The organism is Enterococcus florum, from assembly GCF_004309355.1.
Classification (GTDB): Bacteria; Bacillota; Bacilli; order Lactobacillales; family Enterococcaceae; genus Enterococcus_A; species Enterococcus_A florum.
Map to the genome: position 1 here is coordinate 49,220 of NZ_BJCC01000012.1, position 20,392 is coordinate 69,611.

19 protein-coding genes are annotated in these 20,392 nt (G+C 42.7%); 8 read left to right on the forward strand and 11 right to left on the reverse strand.

Annotated features, from left to right (window positions below; genetic code table 11):
• Window positions 1–385: 385 nt before the first annotated feature.
• The 6 genes from NRIC_RS07415 to NRIC_RS07440 form a co-directional block, all read right to left on the reverse strand.
• Window positions 386–1,636, reverse strand: a complete 1,251-nt coding sequence (locus NRIC_RS07415) for a glutamate-5-semialdehyde dehydrogenase (RefSeq protein WP_146622064.1) — start codon at window positions 1,634–1,636, stop codon at window positions 386–388.
• The gene (proB, locus tag NRIC_RS07420; protein WP_146622065.1) at window positions 1,636–2,439 is read right to left on the reverse strand and encodes a glutamate 5-kinase; all 804 of its coding nucleotides are present in this window, start codon (window positions 2,437–2,439) and stop codon (window positions 1,636–1,638) included. Before proB ends, NRIC_RS07415 begins: the two co-directional genes overlap by 1 nt.
• Window positions 2,440–2,619: 180 nt before the next feature.
• Window positions 2,620–2,934: a hypothetical protein gene (locus NRIC_RS07425; RefSeq protein WP_146622066.1), complete on the reverse strand. Its 315-nt coding sequence runs from the start codon at window positions 2,932–2,934 to the stop codon at window positions 2,620–2,622.
• 96 nt (window positions 2,935–3,030) lie between these two features.
• The gene (locus tag NRIC_RS07430) at window positions 3,031–3,297 is read right to left on the reverse strand and encodes a hypothetical protein (RefSeq protein WP_146622067.1); all 267 of its coding nucleotides are present in this window, start codon (window positions 3,295–3,297) and stop codon (window positions 3,031–3,033) included.
• Between the two features lie 262 nt (window positions 3,298–3,559).
• Window positions 3,560–3,883: an AzlD domain-containing protein gene (locus NRIC_RS07435; RefSeq protein ID WP_146622068.1), complete on the reverse strand. Its 324-nt coding sequence runs from the start codon at window positions 3,881–3,883 to the stop codon at window positions 3,560–3,562.
• Complete coding sequence (locus NRIC_RS07440) at window positions 3,876–4,586, reverse strand: AzlC family ABC transporter permease (RefSeq protein WP_146622069.1); 711 nt, start codon at window positions 4,584–4,586, stop codon at window positions 3,876–3,878. The genes NRIC_RS07435 and NRIC_RS07440 overlap by 8 nt, the downstream gene beginning before the upstream one ends.
• Before the next feature lie 183 nt (window positions 4,587–4,769).
• Here NRIC_RS07440 and NRIC_RS07445 point away from each other — a divergent pair, with 183 nt between their 5' ends.
• Window positions 4,770–5,198, forward strand: coding sequence for a universal stress protein (locus tag NRIC_RS07445; protein ID WP_146622070.1), 429 nt, complete (start codon window positions 4,770–4,772; stop codon window positions 5,196–5,198).
• Between the two features lie 40 nt (window positions 5,199–5,238).
• Here NRIC_RS07445 and NRIC_RS07450 read toward each other — a convergent pair whose 3' ends face one another.
• Both NRIC_RS07450 and NRIC_RS07455 read right to left on the reverse strand, forming a co-directional pair.
• The gene (locus NRIC_RS07450) at window positions 5,239–5,637 is read right to left on the reverse strand and encodes a hypothetical protein (RefSeq protein WP_146622071.1); all 399 of its coding nucleotides are present in this window, start codon (window positions 5,635–5,637) and stop codon (window positions 5,239–5,241) included.
• Between the two features lie 13 nt (window positions 5,638–5,650).
• The gene (locus NRIC_RS07455; RefSeq protein ID WP_146622072.1) at window positions 5,651–6,175 is read right to left on the reverse strand and encodes a DUF308 domain-containing protein; all 525 of its coding nucleotides are present in this window, start codon (window positions 6,173–6,175) and stop codon (window positions 5,651–5,653) included.
• Between the two features lie 249 nt (window positions 6,176–6,424).
• On the opposite strand from NRIC_RS07455, the gene NRIC_RS07460 reads away from it, so the two are divergent.
• The 3 genes from NRIC_RS07460 to NRIC_RS07470 all read left to right on the forward strand — a co-directional run bounded on the left by NRIC_RS07460 (window position 6,425) and on the right by NRIC_RS07470 (window position 8,806).
• On the forward strand, window positions 6,425–6,625 hold the full coding sequence (locus tag NRIC_RS07460) for a hypothetical protein (protein ID WP_146622073.1): 201 nt from the start codon (window positions 6,425–6,427) through the stop codon (window positions 6,623–6,625).
• A gap of 20 nt (window positions 6,626–6,645) precedes the next feature.
• The gene (locus NRIC_RS07465) at window positions 6,646–7,125 is read left to right on the forward strand and encodes a hypothetical protein (RefSeq protein ID WP_146622074.1); all 480 of its coding nucleotides are present in this window, start codon (window positions 6,646–6,648) and stop codon (window positions 7,123–7,125) included.
• A gap of 172 nt (window positions 7,126–7,297) precedes the next feature.
• On the forward strand, window positions 7,298–8,806 hold the full coding sequence (locus NRIC_RS07470) for an IMP dehydrogenase (RefSeq protein WP_146622075.1): 1,509 nt from the start codon (window positions 7,298–7,300) through the stop codon (window positions 8,804–8,806).
• Window positions 8,807–8,880: 74 nt separating this feature from the next.
• On the opposite strand, the gene NRIC_RS07475 is transcribed toward NRIC_RS07470, so the two are convergent.
• Together NRIC_RS07475 and NRIC_RS07480 are read right to left on the reverse strand one after the other, a co-directional pair.
• A complete protein-coding gene (locus NRIC_RS07475) occupies window positions 8,881–9,618 on the reverse strand; it encodes a cyclase family protein (RefSeq protein ID WP_146622076.1) in 738 nt (245 codons plus the stop codon).
• Window positions 9,619–9,637: 19 nt separating this feature from the next.
• Window positions 9,638–10,870 carry a cysteine desulfurase-like protein gene (locus tag NRIC_RS07480; RefSeq protein ID WP_146622077.1) on the reverse strand — a complete coding sequence of 411 codons (1,233 nt, stop codon included), beginning with the start codon at window positions 10,868–10,870 and terminating at the stop codon, window positions 9,638–9,640.
• A gap of 203 nt (window positions 10,871–11,073) precedes the next feature.
• Here NRIC_RS07480 and NRIC_RS07485 point away from each other — a divergent pair, with 203 nt between their 5' ends.
• Window positions 11,074–11,763, forward strand: coding sequence for a GntR family transcriptional regulator (locus NRIC_RS07485; protein WP_146622078.1), 690 nt, complete (start codon window positions 11,074–11,076; stop codon window positions 11,761–11,763).
• Between the two features lie 61 nt (window positions 11,764–11,824).
• On the opposite strand, the gene NRIC_RS07490 is transcribed toward NRIC_RS07485, so the two are convergent.
• The gene (locus tag NRIC_RS07490) at window positions 11,825–12,421 is read right to left on the reverse strand and encodes a nitroreductase family protein (protein WP_146622079.1); all 597 of its coding nucleotides are present in this window, start codon (window positions 12,419–12,421) and stop codon (window positions 11,825–11,827) included.
• 180 nt (window positions 12,422–12,601) lie between these two features.
• Here NRIC_RS07490 and lepB point away from each other — a divergent pair, with 180 nt between their 5' ends.
• The 3 genes from lepB to addA all read left to right on the forward strand — a co-directional run bounded on the left by lepB (window position 12,602) and on the right by addA (window position 20,380).
• Window positions 12,602–13,153, forward strand: coding sequence for a signal peptidase I (gene lepB, locus NRIC_RS07495; RefSeq protein ID WP_146622080.1), 552 nt, complete (start codon window positions 12,602–12,604; stop codon window positions 13,151–13,153).
• 68 nt (window positions 13,154–13,221) lie between these two features.
• The gene (locus NRIC_RS07500) at window positions 13,222–16,695 is read left to right on the forward strand and encodes a PD-(D/E)XK nuclease family protein (RefSeq protein WP_146622081.1); all 3,474 of its coding nucleotides are present in this window, start codon (window positions 13,222–13,224) and stop codon (window positions 16,693–16,695) included.
• Entirely contained in the window at window positions 16,685–20,380 is a 3,696-nt protein-coding gene (gene addA, locus NRIC_RS07505) for a helicase-exonuclease AddAB subunit AddA (RefSeq protein WP_146622082.1), read from the forward strand. The genes NRIC_RS07500 and addA overlap by 11 nt, the downstream gene beginning before the upstream one ends.
• Window positions 20,381–20,392 lie beyond the last annotated feature (12 nt).

A 20,392-nucleotide genomic window follows, 5' to 3' on the forward strand; every position in this document is an offset into this window, starting at 1 on the left:
CGTCTATTTTCAATAGGCCAGTAAGTTCCTCAACACGGCTATCGATTAATTGCTTCTTTGCAAAAGAAAAGAAGACAGATGCAACGATCATTAAAGAAAAGCGCGAAAACAAGCAACGCAATCGTTACAATGAACGCTTAAAAAGGCAAATTTATTGTCGATGACTTTTCAACTGCTCGAGGAGCTGACGAATACCAAACCGATGGAAAACGTAAGAGTAGGGGCTGACTGTTGAATAGGATCGCAATTTGACTCTGAGAATGGTAAGCTCCAGCTAATGAATTCCTTCAATAAGTCATTTGTTGAATTGTTCAAATGTGCTGTGAAAGTGAAAAACCCTCTCTTTGCCTATAATTCAAGAACAGGCAAAGAAAGGATTTCTTTTTTATTCGCGGATCTGGCCGTCCCCGTAAATAATAAATTTCGTGGAGGTCAGCTCTTCAAGCCCCATCGGTCCTCGTGCATGAAGTTTCTGAGTAGAAATACCGATTTCGGCACCAAAACCGAACATAAAGCCGTCAGTGAAACGGGTAGAGGCGTTGATATAAACAGCCGCTGCATCGACCTCGTTTAAAAAGCGTTGGCCGATCGAATAACTGTCGGTAATAATCGCGTCTGAATGGCCTGAGTGATAGCGGTTGATATGGTCAATGGCTTGGTCTGCGTCTTGCACGATTTTGACAGCAAGTTCATAATCCAAATATTCTGTTTCCCAATCTGTTTCGGTTGCCAGCACCGCTTTGTTTAAAAACAACAAAGCTTGTTCATCCGCATGAATCACCACATGATGGGGGGCTAATCGTTTTTCCAATTTAGGCAGCAACTCTGCCGCAACAGCTTTGTGGATCAGAATGGTTTCTACCGCGTTGCACACAGACGGCCGCTGGACTTTGGCGTTCAGAATGATTTCCTCGGCCATTTTCAGTTGAGCGTGTTCGTCTACGTAAATATGATTATTTCCAGTTCCTGTCTCGATCACCGGAACCGTAGCATTTTCAGTGATACGTTTGATCAGATTTTCTCCGCCGCGAGGAATCAGGACGTCCAAGTAAGCATTGGCACGCATCATTTGGTTGGCTACCTCGTGAGAAGTGTCTTCCACAAATTGGATACAAGAAGAGGGAAGTTGCAACTCGGTTAAAGCGCCTTGCAGGATCGTTACCAATACCTGATTGGAGTGGAATGCTTCCTTGCCTCCGCGCAAAATGACAGCATTGCCCGTTTTGAAACAAAGAGTGGCAGCATCAGTAGTTACATTGGGCCGGGATTCAAAAATGATTCCGATGACTCCTAATGGGACTCGCTGGCGCCCGATTTGCAGCCCTTCCTTGGTGCGCCACATCTTTTCGATTTCTCCGATCGGATCGGGCAGGTCGATCAGCTGCTCGATTCCCTGAGCCATTGCTTCAATGCGTTCCTCCGTCAAAAGCAGCCGATCGATCATCACTGACTTGATCTGATTCTCTTTTGCTTTATCGAGATCCTTCTGATTGGCTCTTAGTATCCGGTCGCTGTGCTTTCTTAGCTTTTCTGCCATCAGCTGCAAACAAGTATTTTTTGCTTTGGTGTCTAACTGACTAAGGGTTTTACTCGCCTGCTTTGCGTTTTTACCTAAACGATCCATTACGTTATCCATTATTGGGCCCTCCTAAACAAGGTTCCGACTTCTTTTCCTTCTAAAATATCGAAAATGATACGTGGTGGCTTGCCATTGGCTAACACCATCGATCCTTTTGCTTCAAAGATCCGCTCTGCAGCTTTCAGTTTGCTGATCATGCCGCCGGTCCCGAATTTGCTTCCAGCATCGCTGGCCTGGTCAATGAGTTCATCCGTGATCTCGGAGATTGTCGAATAAAGAATTGCTTGTTTGTTTTTGTTAGGATTATCCGAATAAAACCCATCAATATCAGACAACATAATCAACAAATCAGCATCGATCAATTGACACACGATGGCCGACAGTTCGTCGTTGTCTCCGAACTTGGTCGAATGGTCCAGTTCATCGACTGCCACGGTGTCATTCTCATTGATGATTGGAATAATATCCATTTTGATCAGTTGGTTCAACGTATTGATCACGTTTTTTCGACTTGCAGGAAACTCGACGATGTCTCGTGTCATCAGGACTTGTGCCGTTTGCTGATTATAGGCTAGAAAACGTTGGTTGTAAAAATGCATTAACTCGGATTGGCCTACCGCTGCTACCGCTTGCTGTTCAGGAATACTGGCAGGGCGAGCCGACAATTGTAATTTGTTCATTCCGACCCCAATGGCGCCTGAAGAAACTAAAATGATTTCTTTTCCTAGATTGTTCAAATCGGTCAATACAAAGGCCAGTTGATCAATCCCGGAGAAATTGATCTTGCCGTTTGGATGGATCAGGGAACTTGTCCCAATCTTGACGACGATTCGATTAACATCATGTAAAAATGCTCTCACAGTCTTTCACCTCTATTGTCGCCGCAAGCTCAAATAGAAAAAAGCTATTTTGAGAATTGTAACAGATTCTCATTTACATTTCATCCATTTTTCATTAAATTTCAAAAAAAAGAAACTCGAATCCTTCGAGTCCTTATATCATGGCATAATTATTTTTCTAAATAAAACTACGAATCCATGTTAAATAAATAGGAGCAGGGCCGAATAAACATAATAGACCATAATCCCAGTGACGATCACCCAGGAAAGAAAGATAAAAAATCCACCGCGTTTTCTGCGGTATTGTCTTGTGGTCCGTCGGGTGGTCTCATCAATCTGCGGCGCAGAGATTGGCACTCGCTTTTGACGCAGTGTCATTACTGCAAACAAATCAATAGAAAACATAAATTGGATGACTGCACTGATCAAGATCAATACCTGGTCAGTAGACCCTATACGGAAAATAAATAACCCAGCTGTTAAAATGTCGATGATCATGGTGATTAAAATTGCCATAGCAATACTCCTTACTACTTCTCTTTAAAATGAACATCTCACATTATAGCATGGAATACTCAAAAGAGTAACCAGAACTTAAACAATCTGGGAATCTTATCTTTTTTTAAAAAGTGTCAAAATCAGCCAGTACAGCATGGAAGAGGCAATTGAAACGAAGACGAGGATGCCTAGAACTTTTGCTCCCCCGCTAGGTTGATAGTAATGATAATTCATCAATAGAAATACACAAATAAATGTAGGCACTAAAGAAAGATACACGTGGATCAACATCTTGTCTTTACGAAACATATACAAGTAGATTATCGACATTACAACAAAAATGGCGTATAAAATGATTGCAGCCACAAGTCCATGATCCATCGCTCGTACCCCTTTCTTTTTTAGTAATTGTAGCAAATGAAAAGAGAAGAGATTATGAAAGAATGGTGATTTTTTGGTAATACAACATTCATGTTCATTTAAAAAATATTCGTTTTTTTGAAATTAGAACCGGAATCAGAAATAAAGAGGGGAAAATTGAAGAATGGTCGAAAAAAATAAATGGATTGAGAAGGAACGTAGAAAAAATTCAGAAAATGTTTTTACCGAAATGCAACATTTTCTGAATTTTTACAGTGACTGATCACAAGATCAAACGAAGCAGGGCGATCCCAATGACTCCCGTGATCACGATTTTCATTAGATCATTGGTGCGAATCCCCACGATCAATGCAGGGATGCAGGCTAAGACCTCTGGAAATTTAATAGCTGGAAAGTGTCCAGCTTTAAAAATCAGCAAGCTCTGAAACAGCAGAGCAGTCAAAATCGTCAAGGGGATATAACTCAAAAATTTCTCAACGGTCGGAGGCAATGCCACCGCTCTGGCCAACACAAAAGGAACAACCCGTGGAATCCAGGTAACCAGCATGCAGCCTAAAAGAACAAAAAGATAATAGTGATTACTCATCTTTGATCAGCACTCCCATCGTGCAACCTAACAAGGTTGACAGAATCACAGACAATTCGGCAGAAAAGAAACGCATCAATACATAGAGCGAAGCTGCTGTACTTAGCAAGAGAAGAATCGTCTTTTTCTGCTGCGCCTTTAGCGGCAGCTGGACTTGAAATAAAAACAAGCCTAAAAACATAGCAGTCAATGCAAAATCAAGACCAAACGTATTGGGATCTGGAATAAAATTCCCCAGCAACGCACCTAAGACCGTGGAAAAGATCCATGTAAGGTAGGCGGTGAGGTTCAGTCCATGTGTCCAAGCCGACGACACTGATTCCTTTTTCGCTAAAGTGGCCATTAGAACCCCATACGACTCATCTGTCAGCAAGGTGCCGATGCCGATACCGTTCAACAAAGAATCCTGCTTAAAGTAGCTGGCCACTGACAAACTCATCAAAAAATGGCGCAGGTTGACTAAAAAAACAGTGAAGACAATGGAAGCCAACGGTGCCTGAAGAGCTAAAAGGCTACAAATGATGAATTGGGCGCTGCCAGCATACACAAGCACCGACATCAAAAAGACTTGGAAAATCGTCAAGCCGACAGCTTTCCCAACAATTCCCATAGCCATCCCGATCCCTAAATAACCCATAATCGTCGGAATGCAGGCTTTCACTCCTTGGATAAAGCGCTGATTCGACACCACTTGCTTCTCCATTTACTCACCCTTTCTCTCATGCTTTTCTAACAATCTTAATCAAAAATGGCTTAAAAGACAAGAATTATTTCATTCAAATAATCTGAGCATTGATTTCTTGTTTTTTCAGATGTGAGGTATAATTAAATAAACGAGTTTAGCAGAAGTTTGTTTAGCAGATAGACGTGAGAGAGGAGCATTTATATGCAGGAAGAATACAAAAATATACTTGTAGCTGTGGATGGATCACCGCAAGCGGAGAAAGCTTTTACAGAGGCGATCGAGGTTGCAAAACGAAACCAAGGGAAATTGACGATCCTGTCTGTTGTTGACTTTAAGTATTCGGTTGGCGATCCTGCTTTTATCAATGATGCCATTAAATTTCATATGAACAATGCAGAAATCGAAATGGATACGTTGATCAGCAAAGCAGATATTGGTCAAGTCGAGTATCAAACAGAGATTTTTTCAGGAAGTCCGAAACGCAAGATCGTTGATTACGCAGAAGAAAAGAAGATCGATCTGATCATGATCGGTGCAACAGGCATGGGGGCGATCGAACAAATGATCGTCGGTTCAACCACCTCGTATGTCGTTAATCATGCGCCGTGCAATGTCATGGTTGTTAAATAGCGAACGCCTCTGCTGGTTTGAATAGAAAAAGGAGTCTGAGTCAACTGTTTTTTCGGCTTTGCTCTAATGCAGCAACGACGAGGTCGCCATCGGCAAAACCAAGATCGATCTTGAAGATCTCTTTTGGAAAAGCCAGAGTCAATTTGATGCCGTTTATCCTTTTTTGCCCGGTGATTTTCTGGCAATGGTACAAATTATAGGTATAGTGGTTTCTCTGGCTGACGGCATACAAGGTGTTGCCGGAGATGGCATATGCCGTCAATCCTTCGTGATTTTTGAAGCTCTCATATTTATGAAAGCCAATAAAGGAAAACGTATAATTAATAGTTGGGGAGGCCGTTAGAAATTTTTCAAACAAAGACACTCCCTTTTTTTCTTTTGCATTGAAATGGATTTGATGGGTTTGAGCGAATTGATACAAGTCTTGGGCTGATTTCATGTCGGAGACTCCTTTATCGATTTTGACGAAAGTGGTTGAATTCAGTGATGCTCATGGTCACTAGCAAAAAGCCGAAGAAACGAAAGAGCAGCATCAAGCTGTTGAAGGGATTGAACAGCAATGATAGACCAGCTATGATCATCAAGATGCTGTAGATCAACTGGCCAGTACTGGCAAAACCGCGGATCCTGGCATTCCAGCTTTGCACGGCTTGTGTACAGGCAAATAGTAAGATGATCAGACCAAATAGGATAGGCAGGATGCTGACGATCCCGCGGGCAAAGATTAAAATGAAAAACGCAGCAACCAATAAAAAGATACCGCCCGTCCTTTGGAAATCCACTCCTTCGATGATTTTTTGTTCACGAGAACTGCGATACAATTGCACCCCTCCCATGGCGACCATGTAGAAAAACAAGATGTAACTGAAAAAATCAAAGATCGATTGCGGCCAGAGCAAAATAGCTGTTCCTAAAACAAGATGGACAACCGCTTTTATCCGACTGGATCGTCTGAGTGAAAACCAAGTTTGATTCATGATCGAAACCTCCTTTATCAAAATTATAGTACCAAAATAATTCAATATAAGGGAAGAAATCACTCATTTTTTGAAAGAATTATTAGTAAAAGGAATCGATTTATTAATATTATAGAAATGTTTTGATTTTTTTGAGTATTTTTTCTCCTAGCGATTGTAAACTATACTATTGTTGGGTATAATGGCCTTTAATATTGAACCAAAAGCTAGACGAATAACTGAATTTGCTGGTACTGGAGGGCTCATGTAATGAAAGAAGAAGAGATTGAACTAGGAAAGATCTACCGTTGTCACCCGATTGGTTTTGAAGCGGCGATTGAGGGGGAAGTCGTTTCGAAAATGGCGAACTGTGCAGTACTTCGTGTAAATTCCTGTCAGGAAGTGGACGAAGAACAAAAGGATGATAAATCCAACATGGTGGTTGCAAAGTATTCAAGTTTTATATCATAATGTAATAGAAGGCGAACGATTTGAGTCTATTTACGATTTTATTGGGGATATTTACAGTCATTCTTTTTCTCTATCTTTGGCTGGTAAGCAGGTCAATCGTTATTCCTACCAAGATCAATCAGAACCGGTATTGGTTTTACCCGGTATTGGCAGCTTGTGTAGGCCTTATAGGGTGGACCGGTGTGTCGACCTTGGATGAAAAAATTCAAACAGGACTTGCTGTCCTTGTGATGCTGAGCTTTTTAATGGATAAGAGGGGATTGACGGAAACACATATCGTGTTGCACAGCTTCGATAACCGAGGGATAAGCTTTTCGGAAATCGAGCGAGTCGTCTTGTTCAAAGATGATGCCACTCAGTCCGTTCGAATGAACTTTTTTCGTAATGAACGAAGAGGGCCCATGCTGATATTTGATGAGTCCTTGGAAGAGTTGGCAATCTTTTTTTCAACGCATTTAAATGAAGGCAGCAAACTTGAAATACTGACAAAAGAGGATTAGCGTCCTTTTAATGATGATTAGAAAAAAGGATCGATCGAGAATGAGAGCTTGATCGATCCTTTTTTTGATGCTTTGGTTAAAGAAGGAAAATAATTTTAGAATTCCCATGGAATTTCCATAAAAATGGTTTATAATATCTAAAATTGATCAAAAAAGGAGAATTGTTTGAATTATGGCTTACTATTACAGCACCCCTTCTCGAACCTTTAGCGAATACCTCTTAGTTCCCGGCTACTCTTCCAAAGACTGTATCCCAGACAATGTTTTATTGGAGACCCCTTTAGTAAAATATGCACAGGGAGAACAACCAGCCTTAACAATGAATATTCCGTTGGTCAGTGCAGTCATGCAGTCTGTTTCCGGCAGTGATTTAGCGGTTGCCTTGGCGAAGGAGGGCGGTGTTTCGTTCATCTATTGTTCTCAGACGATCGAGGAGCAAGCAGCCATGGTACGCAAAGTCAAACAAACCAAGGCTGGGTTCGTTCCAAGCGACACGAATCTTCCAGTGAACGGCACCCTGCAGGACGTACTAGATCTAAAAAGCAGGACTGGGCATGGAACGATCGCTGTCACCGAAGATGGTACATTAGAAGGCAAGATCGTTGGGCTGGTAACGAGCCGTGACTATCGAGTGTCAAGAATGTCAGTTACGACACCGATCAAAGAATTTATGAGACCTTTTGAACAGCTGATCTATGGGAAAGATGGAATCACATTGTCTGAGGCCAATGACTTGCTGTGGGAACATAAATTAAATGCTTTGCCGATTATCGATGAAAATCAACGCCTGAAGTATTTTGTTTTCCGCAAGGATTACGATTCTCATAAGGACAACCCACTAGAGCTATTGGACTCCAAAAAGCGCTATTTTGTCGGCGCAGGAATCAATACTCGGGATTACAAGGAACGAATTCCTGCGTTGATCGAGGCAGGAGCCGATATTTTGTGTATTGATTCAAGCGAAGGCTTCAGTGAGTGGCAAAAAATGACGATCGAGTGGGTCCGTGAGGTCTACGGAGATACAGTCAAAATTGGTGCAGGAAACGTGGTCGATCGGGAAGGGTTCCGCTTTTTAGCCGAAGCAGGAGCCGATTTTATCAAGGTCGGTATTGGCGGCGGCAGCATTTGTATCACAAGAGAACAAAAAGGGATTGGCCGAGGCCAAGCCACCTCCGTTCAAGATGTCGCAGCTGCAAGAGAAGAGTATTTTGAAGAAACCGGCATCTATATTCCTATCTGCAGTGATGGTGGAATCGTCCATGATTATCACATGACTTTGGCACTGGCAATGGGATCTGATTTTATTATGCTGGGACGCTATTTTTCTCGATTTGAAGAATCTCCAACAGAAAAGGTCAGCATCAATGGTTCTTACATGAAGGAATATTGGGGAGAAGGCAGTGCCCGTGCCCGAAACTGGCAGCGTTATGACACTGGCGGCAAGGAAGGTCTCTCTTTTGTAGAGGGAGTAGATTCTTATGTTCCCTACGCAGGTTCCTTGAAGGACAACTTAGCTGTGTCGTTGAGCAAAGTCCGCCATACGATGTGCAATTGCGGCGCGCTATCGATCCGCGAGCTGCAAAAAAATGCAAAAATCACTTTGGTTTCTTCAACCAGTATCGTGGAAGGCGGCGCTCATGATGTTCTCGTGAAGGACAATAATATGAGCACTGAAAACTAAAAAACAAAAAACATCTTATTGCCGAAAGAAGTGAAAAGACTTCCGGCAATAAGATGTTTTTTTAGTAACAGTAGTTAGTTTTCATAAATAGCAATACAACGCGCAGTATACCCTGGAGCACCAGTCACGTTCGGGAAGCTGCAGCTGATGACTGCCCCGGTTTCCGGCAGCTGGTCCAAATTGCGTAGCATTTCGATCTGGTATTTGTCCTGCTCCAGCAAATATCGTTCGCCTGCCCAAGGCACTATTAAGTTGGCGATTGCCGGATCTGTATCAGGAGTTTCATGGCCGACCGCAGTGACCGATCGTTCTTCACATAAAAATTTCAAAGCCTCGATCGACCAACCCGGATAATGCGGCTGACCATCCTTATCAGGGTTGAAGAACGCTTCACCTTGCCGCTGCGACCAATTGGTGCGAATCGCCACAAAACAGCCGTCTGGGAGTTCGCCATGCTGGGACTCCCAGTTTTTAAGATCTTCTACCGTAAAGGCATAATCATGATCAGTTGTCGTTTTTTCAGACAGATCCACGATGCACAAAGGCAAAACCATTTCCTTTAGTTCAATCTGATCCAAGGTTCTTCCGTTTTCAACAAAATGTGAAGGAGGATCAATGTGGGTACCATATTGACTGACGATCTTATACTCACTTGCACAAACGGTATGTTCCTCATGGGTAAATACTTCATACATTTCCAACGTGTTGTACCCAGAGTAATGTGGTGTTTCTTTATTCACTGGGTGACTGAGATCCACCCATGTATACTTTGCTGACTTTAAATCGTTCAACATATCCCATAATCTGCTCATTGTTTTTCCACCTCTCCGTCTATAGTGACGCCATAATGCTTTTGACCCCTTCAATGAAGCGATCCACTTCTTCTACAGTGTTGTAAGGTGCAATTCCTGCTCGAATAAATCCACCGGTCTGATCAATACCTAAACGTTCAGCCAGCGTCCGTGCGTAAAAATCTCCTTCAGCAATAAAAACACTATGGTTTTCACACATTTGAATACAAAACTCTTTTGGTGTAATTCCTTCTGCTCGAAAAGCAATCGTTGGTGTTTTGGGCTGCGTACTTTGGAACAGGGTAATGCCTTCTATGGAGGCCATCGCTTCACGTATCCGTTCGGCTAAAAAGTTCTCATACACTTCGATCGTGCGATAGCCGCTCATCAGGCGGTCTCTCAGGGATTCTCCAGTGCCCAAGCTCGCGATAAACTCGATCGCTGCAGATACAGCAGGAATCCCTTCATGATTTTGTGTGCCCATTTCCAAACGATCCGGAACATTGCCAGGTGCCGGCACAACTTTATAAATGTCTAAACTTTCAAATAAGTCTTTGCGGATAACAGCCATACCAACGTGTGCGGCAAAAAATTTATAGGCAGATGAGAACAACATATCGATTCCCAATTCCTGCATGTCCGCATACATGTGAGGTATACTATGAACCGCATCAACTGCTACCAACGCTCCAACTTTTTTGGCTTTCTCAGAAATATATTTAATGTCAGTGATCGTTCCAACACAATTGGATGCATGGCCAACGGCAACTAATTTGGTTCTATCCGTGATCAACTCATCCAACTGATCCAGTTCGAGTTCTAAGGTTTCTGTATTCAGCGGGACATATTTTACGGTGACATTTCGATCCTCAGCAGCCCTGCGCCAGGAATCGATGTTGGAATGATGCTCTAGCTCTGTCAAAAGAATCTCATCGCCAGATTCCCACTGATTAGCCAATGCGCGGCTCACATGAAACATCATGGTAGTTGCATTCGGTCCAAAAGCGATTTCTGTTGGATCGGCATTAAACAAGGCTGCAATGTCTTCTTTTGCTTGTTGGATCAAGGCTTCGGTTTCATGGCTAGTAGGAAAATTTCCATGTAGATTGGCCGCTCCGCTGCGCATGTACACATTGATCTTCTCAATCGCACTTTCTAAAAATTGAGAACCTCCGGGTCCATCGAAATAGGCGACGGGTTTGCCATGGTGTGTTCGTTTTAATGCCGGAAATTTGTTTCTGACTTCTTCGATCGGAAATACTGACGCATCCATTCTTATCACCCTCCAATTATAGTTGGTCTAACACCTTAAGTGTAATGAATCACCTGAAAAGGTGTCTAAAAAAAACCGCTACGGTGTAAACTCAGTATTACCGGTTTAATCAAGAGACAAAAACATGGATTAAAAAACCTTATGGCCTGTTGAGAAAACGCTTTCTTAGGTGGTAAAATGGATTTGAAGTCGAGGTGAGTGAAATGATTCAGATCGAAAGGTTTAGAAAAATTGAAAAAGACCATCCTTTTTATACGATCACAGAACGGGTATATCTTTTCTTAAGAGAAGAGATCATCCATTTGCATCTGATGCCCAATCAAAAATTAAACGAAAGCCGAATCGCACAGGAATTGGGCATTAGTCGAACACCAGTCCGAAAAGCACTCGACAAATTGTTTCAAGAGTTGCTAGTGGGGAAGACTGGGAAATCGTATACGGTTTCGAGCATGCAAAAGGAGGAGAGCATGGTACTTTGTGAAGCCCGTATCGCCATTGAGGGCTATGCGGTTTTTTTAGCAAGTAGTCATATCAATGAAAAACAATTGGAGCGTTTGAGTGAATTGACAGTCGAATACGAGCAGATTGATCTGAATGATGGCAGCTGGCGGTATGCTGAATGTGACCATGAATTCCATCGTATCCTGATCGAAGCTGCTGGAAATGCACATATTTCTAGAATGTACGAGACGATTGAACTACGGCTTCGCCATTACCGTCATTGTTTATTAAATCAAATCGGCAAAGAACAGCTGCAGCCTATTTTGAAAAAGTCTGCCAGAAATCATCGAGCAGTGCTGAATGCCTTGAAGCTGGGGTTTTCCGATCAGGCAAAACAGCTGGTTGAAAAGGATATTAGGGGAATGTACGAGGTATTTTTCGAGTGGCGTTAGCATAAAAAGAAACAAACAAAACTGCAGACATCGATCGATGTCTGCAGTTTTGTTTTGTAAATTAACGAATGACACGGAAGCGTTGATCATCTTCCATGTATTCTTTTTCACCTGCTTCAGCTTCTTTTGAGCCGAAAACCAATTGAGAACGCAATTCCCAATTTGAAGGAATGTCCCAAGTTTGGGCAACGACATCATCGATTACTGGATTGTAATGTTGCAGATTTGCACCTAATCCAGCTTCTTCCAATGCTGTCCAGGTGTTTGCAGTTGCAATACCATTTGATTGTTCTGCCCAAACCGGGAAGTTTTCAGCGTACAATTCAAACTGTTCCTGCAGTGTTTTCACTGTATCAGTTTCTTTAAAGAATAAAACAGTTCCGAAGCCGTTTTTAAAGCCTTCCAATTTCTTTTGTGTATTCGGGAAAACTTCTGCTGGCGTCAACGGACGCAAAGCTTCTTCCACGATTCCCCATAATTTTTCATGAGCTTCTCCAAACAAGATCACTGCTCTAGGAGATTGAGCATTAAAAGCAGTAGGACTTTCTTTGACTGCTTGTTTAATGATTTCTGTAATTTCATCTTCTGATAAATGCACGTTGCGTCCTAATGCATAAATGGAACGACGATTTTTCAAAGTTGTTAGAAATTGAGACATGATAAAATGACCACCTTTATTTAATTTGTTTACATGTTGAACTATAACACCTTACTAAAAGTAAGGAAAGAAATATGCTCAGAAACTTAAAAAGAAATTTTTTTTTAAAACAAGCGCTTTGAATCGCTTTTTAAAGAGTCTGTGGTACACTGATTTTATGAATTAATGGGAGGAACCCAGATGAATGTGAAAGAATTATTTAAGACTTTGATCTACTTTGTGGTCTTGGGCGTTATTCTGATTGCTTTGAGACAATTTGTCTTTACCCCCGTCGTAGTCAAAGGCGACTCGATGGATCCAACTTTGCTTGACGGCGACCGAGTGATCGCACTGAAAAATACGGATATCAAACGATTTGACATTGTGACCTTCCCAGCTCCAGATGATCCCGGAAAGAATTACATCAAACGGGTGATTGGACTTCCAGGGGATACGATCGAATACAAAAACGACCAATTATATGTAAACGGCGAAGCCACTGATGAACCGTATCTAAATGAGTTTAAAAGTCAGTTGACGGATGGACAGCCATTGACCAATGATTTCAATCTGCGGCAGTTGTTTGGAGCAGAAAAGGTTCCCGAAGGACAAGTTTTTGTACTAGGCGACAATCGCCGCATTTCGAAGGATAGCCGGATCATTGGAATGATCCAAGAAGACAAGATTATGGCGGATGTCAAATTTGTTTTCTGGCCAATTTGGCCAAATAATCGAATTGGGACCGTAGACTAGCTGAAAAGCTGGTCTTTTTTGTTATAATAAATAATGGAACCATTCATTGAAGAAATGAGGGAGAAATTATGTCTTTACAATTTTTGATTGGTACAGGACACAACGATCGTCAAACCAAGATGATCGATACAGCAAACGAATGGCTAAAAGCAGATGAAGCGCACAAAGTGTTCTTTATCGTGCCTAACTATAATAAATTCGAGCAGGAAATCACGCTTTTGAAACAAATGAAGCAGGAGGAAGGTGTCTTCAGCTCATTGTCAGCACAGGTGTTCAGTTTCAATCGACTCGCGTGGTATTTTTTGCAAAAAGAAGGAAAGATTCCTGGCAACGTTCTGTCAGAAGCTGGGAATGCCATGATCCTTCGCCAAGTCTTGCAGGAGCAGCGAGAGAAACTGCTGATCTTTCGAGGGGAGACGACGAAGACTGGTTTCATTCAGCAGCTCATCCATTTCTATCAGGAAATGCAGATCGGCAATGTTGCTGTAGAAGACTTGACTAAGCTCCAAGGCAAGCAGCAGGATCAACGCTTAAAGCTTAGTGACTTGCAGCGAATCTACCGAGAATATGAAGCAGCATTGTTGCAGTATCAAGTGAAGAATGAAGATCCGTTGTTACTGCTGCAGGAAAATTTAGCACACCGGAAACTGGAAAATGTTTTCTTCATCGTCAGCGGGTTCGCCCGTTTTAATGCTCGAGAGCTGCAGGTGCTGAATCAATTAATGACCTGTGGACACCTGATGGTTTCACTGGAATTGGATCGGGGGTTTCCCAATGACGAACCGCACCCGCTGCATCTTTTTGCGGACAGCGGAAAGACGTATTTCCAGTTGAAACAGCTTGCGGATCAGCAAAAGATTCCAGTCAGACAGGATCTAAAGGCATTAGAAAGCCAAAATGCTTTTCGCCAAGTCAACCATTTTTGGCAAGGGAAAAAGGTCGAACCACTCACAGAGCAGAATACTGTCAGTATCTGGCAGCACACGACTGTAGCGGACGAAGTACGTCATGTCGGAAACGAGATTCGGTGTTTAGTAGCAGAAAAAGGGTATCGTTACAAAGATATTCAAGTCTTAGTACGTGAATTTTCCAGCTACAGCCATATTTTGCCTTTTTTGTTTGAACAATTGGAAATTCCTTTTTATTTAGATGAAACCCAAATGATGGTCAGCCATCCATTGGTCGAATTTTTACAGTCGCTGTTTTTGTTGGATCAGTATCATTATCGAATCAATGATGTGTTTCGTTTACTGAGAACGGAGCTTTATGCGCCTGAATCATCGACAGAGCAGTCAATGTCGATAGAGCAATGGCGTGAACAAGTCGACCAAACAGAAAATGTCTGTTTGGCTTATAATTTTCGAGGGAGCTATTGGACGAAAGAAGAAGATTGGATCTTCGTCGATTACGATTTTGAAGAAGAAGCCTTTAAAGATGCGAGTGATCTGCAGCTTCTCTCCAATCAGGTGCGCCGCTCAGTTCAGACGCTTGTGCCTCGGTTTTTCAAACAGATCAAACAGGCTGCAACAGGAATGGAAGCAGCAAAATGCTTCTATCAATTTTTACAACAAGCAGGTGTTGACCGTCAATTGCTGGTTTGGCGCGATCAGGCGGTAGCAGCGGGTGAACTGGAAAAGGCTCGCAATCACGAACAAACCTGGCAAGCGCTTATGGACCTGTTGGATGAATACATGTTGATATATGGCAATAGCGAGTTCATTTGGAAAGAATTTCAAGAAATCTTTTTAGCAGGTCTAGTCAATCTCTCTTATGGAAAGATTCCAACTACGATTGATCAGGTCAAGATCAATAATCTGGAGCTGGCTCGTGTCGATCAGGCGAAGGTCACCTTTGCGATCGGGTTGAATGAGCAAGTCTTTCCGTCTCGCTTCGATGACCGAGGATTGCTGTCGCCCGAAGAAAGAGAAGGAATCAACGCAGAATTAGGGGAAGGAAAGTTTTTGCCAGAATCGAACAGCTCAAATGTGATTCGAGAGCCTTTTTTGGCCTACAATGTCTTTTTATCGGCATGTGACAAGCTTTATCTTTCAGCGGCTGCAACGATCGATGGAGAGAAGGAGACTGCTATTTCTCCATTTATTCGTCGTTTAAGCCAAGGATTGTCGATTCCAGTCAACATGATCCCAGCTTTGTCCTTGCAGGAGGGACCGCAGGAGCATTTAGGATCTTTGCGAACGTTACTGTCTGATTTGATTTTACTGAATCGCTTAGCGCTTGATGAAGGCCAGCCGATGCTTTCCAGCTGGCGGCAATTACTGCATTTTTTAGAGACGACCGCTTTTGGCGAATTGACTAAACGAGTCTTCTCTAGTTTGCAAGCATTGAACATTCCAAGAGATCTGCAACCGAAGACGGCCGAAAAGCTGTATGGTAAAAACCTCTATGTTTCGGTGTCACGGATCGAAAATTTTTACAACTGCCAATATAAGTATTTTGCACAATTTGGACTTGGTTTAAAAGAACGCACGATCTATGGGTTGACATCTGCTGCAGCGGGAGATTTCTACCATGAAGCATTGGATCGTTTTTTCCGAATGTTGACCGAACAAAAAATGAACCTGACCAGTTTGACCGAAGAACAGCGAACGATGCTTGCTGACCAAGTGCTCAAGGAGATCTTTGGTGAGACTAAGTTCCAAATCCTGTCGAGCTCTGCACGAATGAATTATATCCGCTATCAATTGTCGCAAACAATCCAAAAGGTCAGCTGGGGATTGGCGCAGCAAAGCTTGCGAACCAATTTCAAACCTTATCAGACAGAAGTTTTGTTTGGGTCGATCGCCGGGGAGAAAGGTATACCTGGGATTCAATTGCCGCTGAAGAATGACGGGGAGTTGGCCGTTCGCGGGAAAATCGACCGAATGGATCAACTTCATGGCGAAAAGGCCGACTGGTTGAGTGTGATCGATTACAAGTCAAGCGCCCGCAGCTTTACTATCACTGATACTTATTATGGGATCGCTATGCAGCTGATCACGTATTTAGATGTTGCCCTACAAGACATGAATCTGATCAGCGGAAAAAACATCAAGCCTGCAGGGGCTTACTACCTGCATGTTCATAATCCGGTCTTGACTGATGGAACAAATATTGAACGAGATACCTTGAAGGCTTACAAATACGATGGGCTGTTCACAAAGGACCCTCAGCTGTTTTCTGATATGGATCATTCATTGCAAGAAAAAGAGAATTCGCTGCTGTTCCCGATCAGAAAAGATGCCAAAGGACAGCTGGCACCTGCAGGACCATCCAAAGAGAAGTTTTATGAAGAAGCTGAAATAGAGGTGCTGAGAGACTACAACAGGAAGAAAATCCAAGAGGCAGGAAACGACATCGTTTCAGGAGAAATCAAACTAAATCCGGCATTTAAAGATACAAAGCGGATCGCTTGTCAGTATTGTCCATTCCGCAGCGTCTGCAAATTTGATGTGATGCTGAAGGAAAACAATTATCATCGACTGGAGCAGTTGACGAAGGAAGAAGCACTCAAACGAATGGAGGAAGACTTACATGACAACTAACCATCCGATCCCTCCAAAGGCACCAAATGAAATGTATACAGACGCTCAGTGGCAGGCGATTTACGATCGCGGGGACAATTTGCTGGTCTCTGCTTCTGCCGGTTCTGGAAAGACGGCGGTTCTAGTGCGCAGAGTGATCGAAAAAATCAAACGCCAGCGTTTATCCGTTGACGAATTGCTAGTAGTGACGTTTACAGAAGCGGCCGCCAGTGAGATGAAGGAACGAGTACAACAGGCGCTGCAGGAAGCCATTAATGAAGAAACCGATCAGCAGCTGAAAAATCATTTTACACGTCAATTGACCTTGTTGCCGATGGCGAATATCTCTACGCTGCATTCCTTTTGCTCAAAGGTGATCCAACGGTTTTTCTATTTGATCGACTTAGATCCGAGCTATCGAATGCTGACGGATGCGACAGAAACGATTCTCTTAAAAGAGGATGTGTGGGATGAGCTGCGTGAAGAATCGTATGAAGAAAATCAAGAGATCTTCTATCGTTTAACAGAAAATTTTTCAAATGACCGCAGTGACCTTGGGCTAGAAACACTGATTCTCTCCATGTATGAATTTGCTCGGGCGAACCCAGATCCTTTTTCTTGGCTGGATTCTCTATTGAAAAATTATGCTGTAGAAGATTTGACAAAGTCTCGATTGTATCGAGACAGTTTACGCCCGCAATTGATCCAAACAGTTCAAGGAGCTGTCGATGCATACCAGGAAATCAAACGCAGCAGCGAAGCAATCGAAGAACTAAAAAAAATCTATGTAATCGCGGAAACAGAAGGGAAAAATTGTGAATCGCTGCTTCATTATCTGGAAAAGGATCAGCTGAATCAAGCCTATGAGTGGTTTGACCAATTGAATTTTCCGACCTTTCCTACTCCACGTAAAAAAGAAGTCAAAGAGCTTTACGAAGAAGAGATCGAAACGGCGAAAGAGTTCCGACAATCCGCCAAAGATGAACTTACTCAGCTGAAAAAGAGTTTTTTCAATGCGTCACCTGAAGAACAGATCGAACGCTTAAAACAGGCCTATCCAATCGTTGAGGAATTGATCCGTGTTGAAAAACTATTTATTCAACGATATTCAGAGAAGAAGCGGGAAAAGGGGTTGTTGGATTTCAATGATCTAGAACATTTTACCTTACAGATTTTACAGCAGGAAGTTGACGGCGAACACCCTGCAGAAATTCATTATCGCCAGCGTTTCAAAGAAGTGCTGGTAGATGAGTACCAAGATATCAATCAGCTGCAAGAAACCATCCTGCGTAAACTTGCCGATCCAAATCCGGAAAATGGCAACCTGTTTATGGTGGGAGATGTCAAGCAATCAATATACGGATTTCGCCTGGCCGATCCAACGTTGTTTATCAAGAAATACCACGATTTCGCCGAGCAAAAAGCAGGGCGTCGCATTGTTCTGGCTGAAAACTTCCGGTCACGCAAAGAGGTCTTGGATTTTACAAATCTGATTTTTAAGCAGCTGATGGACCAAGATTTAGGTCAAATCGAATACGATCAGGAAGCCGAATTAATCAACGGATTTTCTGGGTTCCCCGTTTCTGACCAGTTTGATGTTGAGTTGATGATCTATGAAAAGGATTTAGAAACACCTGAGTGGATCGAAGATAAAGCAACGGGAGAGATCTTCATGGTCGCTAATAAGATTCGTCAGTTGATTGCTGACGGTTTTGAAGTGTATGACAAGAAACAAAAGGCGATGCGCCCCGTGAAATACCAGGATATCGTCTTATTAACCCCAACTAAGGGAAATAATTTGACCATCTTAGAGGTTTTTAAACAGCTGGATATTCCTTTAGCGATCAATGATACGCAAAATTACTTTCAATCGACAGAGCTGCGGGTGATGATCGCCCTGTTACAGATCATCGATAATCCTTATCAGGATATTCCTTTAGCAGCTGTTTTACGATCACCGATTGTTGGCTTGGCGGAAGAGGAACTGGCACAGATTCGTTTAGCTTTGCCGAAAAAGGAGTATTATCGTGCTGTCAAACGGTATATACAAGAAAATGATAATACAATCACACAGAAACTGACAGCCTTCATGCAACAGTTTCTGCAATGGCGTGAAGATTCCCGACGCGAGGATCTAGCGGATCTTTTGACTAAAATTTATAATGAAACAGCCTATTTAGATTATGTGCTGGGAATGCCAGCGGGCAGACAGCGCCATGCAAATCTGTTAGCGTTAGTAGAGCGAGCAAAGGATTACGAACGCAGCAGCTTCCGCGGCTTATACCAGTTTATTCGCTTCATTGAAAAAATGCAGGAAAAAGACAAGGATCTGGCAGAACCGCAAAGTCAGGAAATCTCCGATGCAGTAAGGGTCATGACGATCCATGCCAGCAAAGGATTGGAGTTTCCAGTGGTTTTCTTGATGGATATGAGCAAAGCCTTCAACCTGACTGACACACGTCGAAGCTATACCTTCGATGAAAAAACGGGGATCGGCGTCAAATATTTGACGCCAGACACACGTGTAAGGGTCAATACACTGGCTTTTGATGCAGTCCAACAACAAAATCTTCGCAAATTGTTATCCGAAGAAATGCGTAAGCTTTACGTTGCACTGACCAGAGCTGAACAAAAATTGTTCCTAGTCGGGTCGTATAAACATAAAGAAGAAGCGTTGAAAAAATGGAGTTTAGCAGGAACGAGTCATGGTCTGGTTCTTTCAGCCAATCTCAGAAAAAGCGGAACATTCCTAGATTGGGTTGGACAAGCATTATTTCGTCATCCATTGATGGAGAAGTACCAGACGGAATATCCAATAGATAAACAACCCGAGTTGATTCATCATCCAGCAATTTTCTCGATCCATTTTTATGCACCGAATCAAATTGCCGAAGCGATGCAAGAATTTGTTACAGGAAAAAAGACTGAAGTGATGATCACAGATCCGCAAGAGGATGTAACTGAGTTGAAAAAACGTCTGACCTTCACCTATCCTTATGAAGAAGCGACGATGACGACCAGTTATCAATCCGTTTCGGAGCTGAAACGAATGTATGATGATCCTGACAATCAAACGACGATCCCTCTTCGTCCTTCTGAGGCAGCGGAGTTGCAGACGAATCAATACAGGTTTACAGAGGATCGTTTTAATGGTCCGAGATTTTTAGAAACGGCTGCAGAACTTTCTAGCACAGAGATAGGAACAGCAACCCATTTAGTTATGCAATTGATTCCGCTTGATCGCAAGCCGACAGAGGAAAGCCTTCGTCAACTGATCGAAGCGTTGACTGCCAGCCAAACGATCACTAAGGAGTTGGCTGAGGCTATTGAGGTCGATCGGTTGCTGGAGTTCTTTGACAGCTCGCTAGGAAAACTGATTTTGGATAATCCCGAACTGGTTCATCGAGAGGAACCCTTCGCCATGCTGCTGCCCGCTAAACAGGTATTCTCTGATTATCCTGCAGGAGATGAATTGCTGGTGCATGGGATCATTGATGGATTCATCGAATTCTCAGATTATTTAGTGCTTTATGACCTGAAGACAGATCATTTTTACGAAGCAAGGGAAGCACAATTGATTGAGCGTTATCGCGGTCAGTTGAATCTTTATAAAGAAGCACTGGAAAAAGCCAAGGACAAACCAGTTGGTTCGCTGAACCTGGTTTTTCTCAGAGGCAATAAAATCATTGACCTTTTAGAGGATTAAGGAATCTGCAAA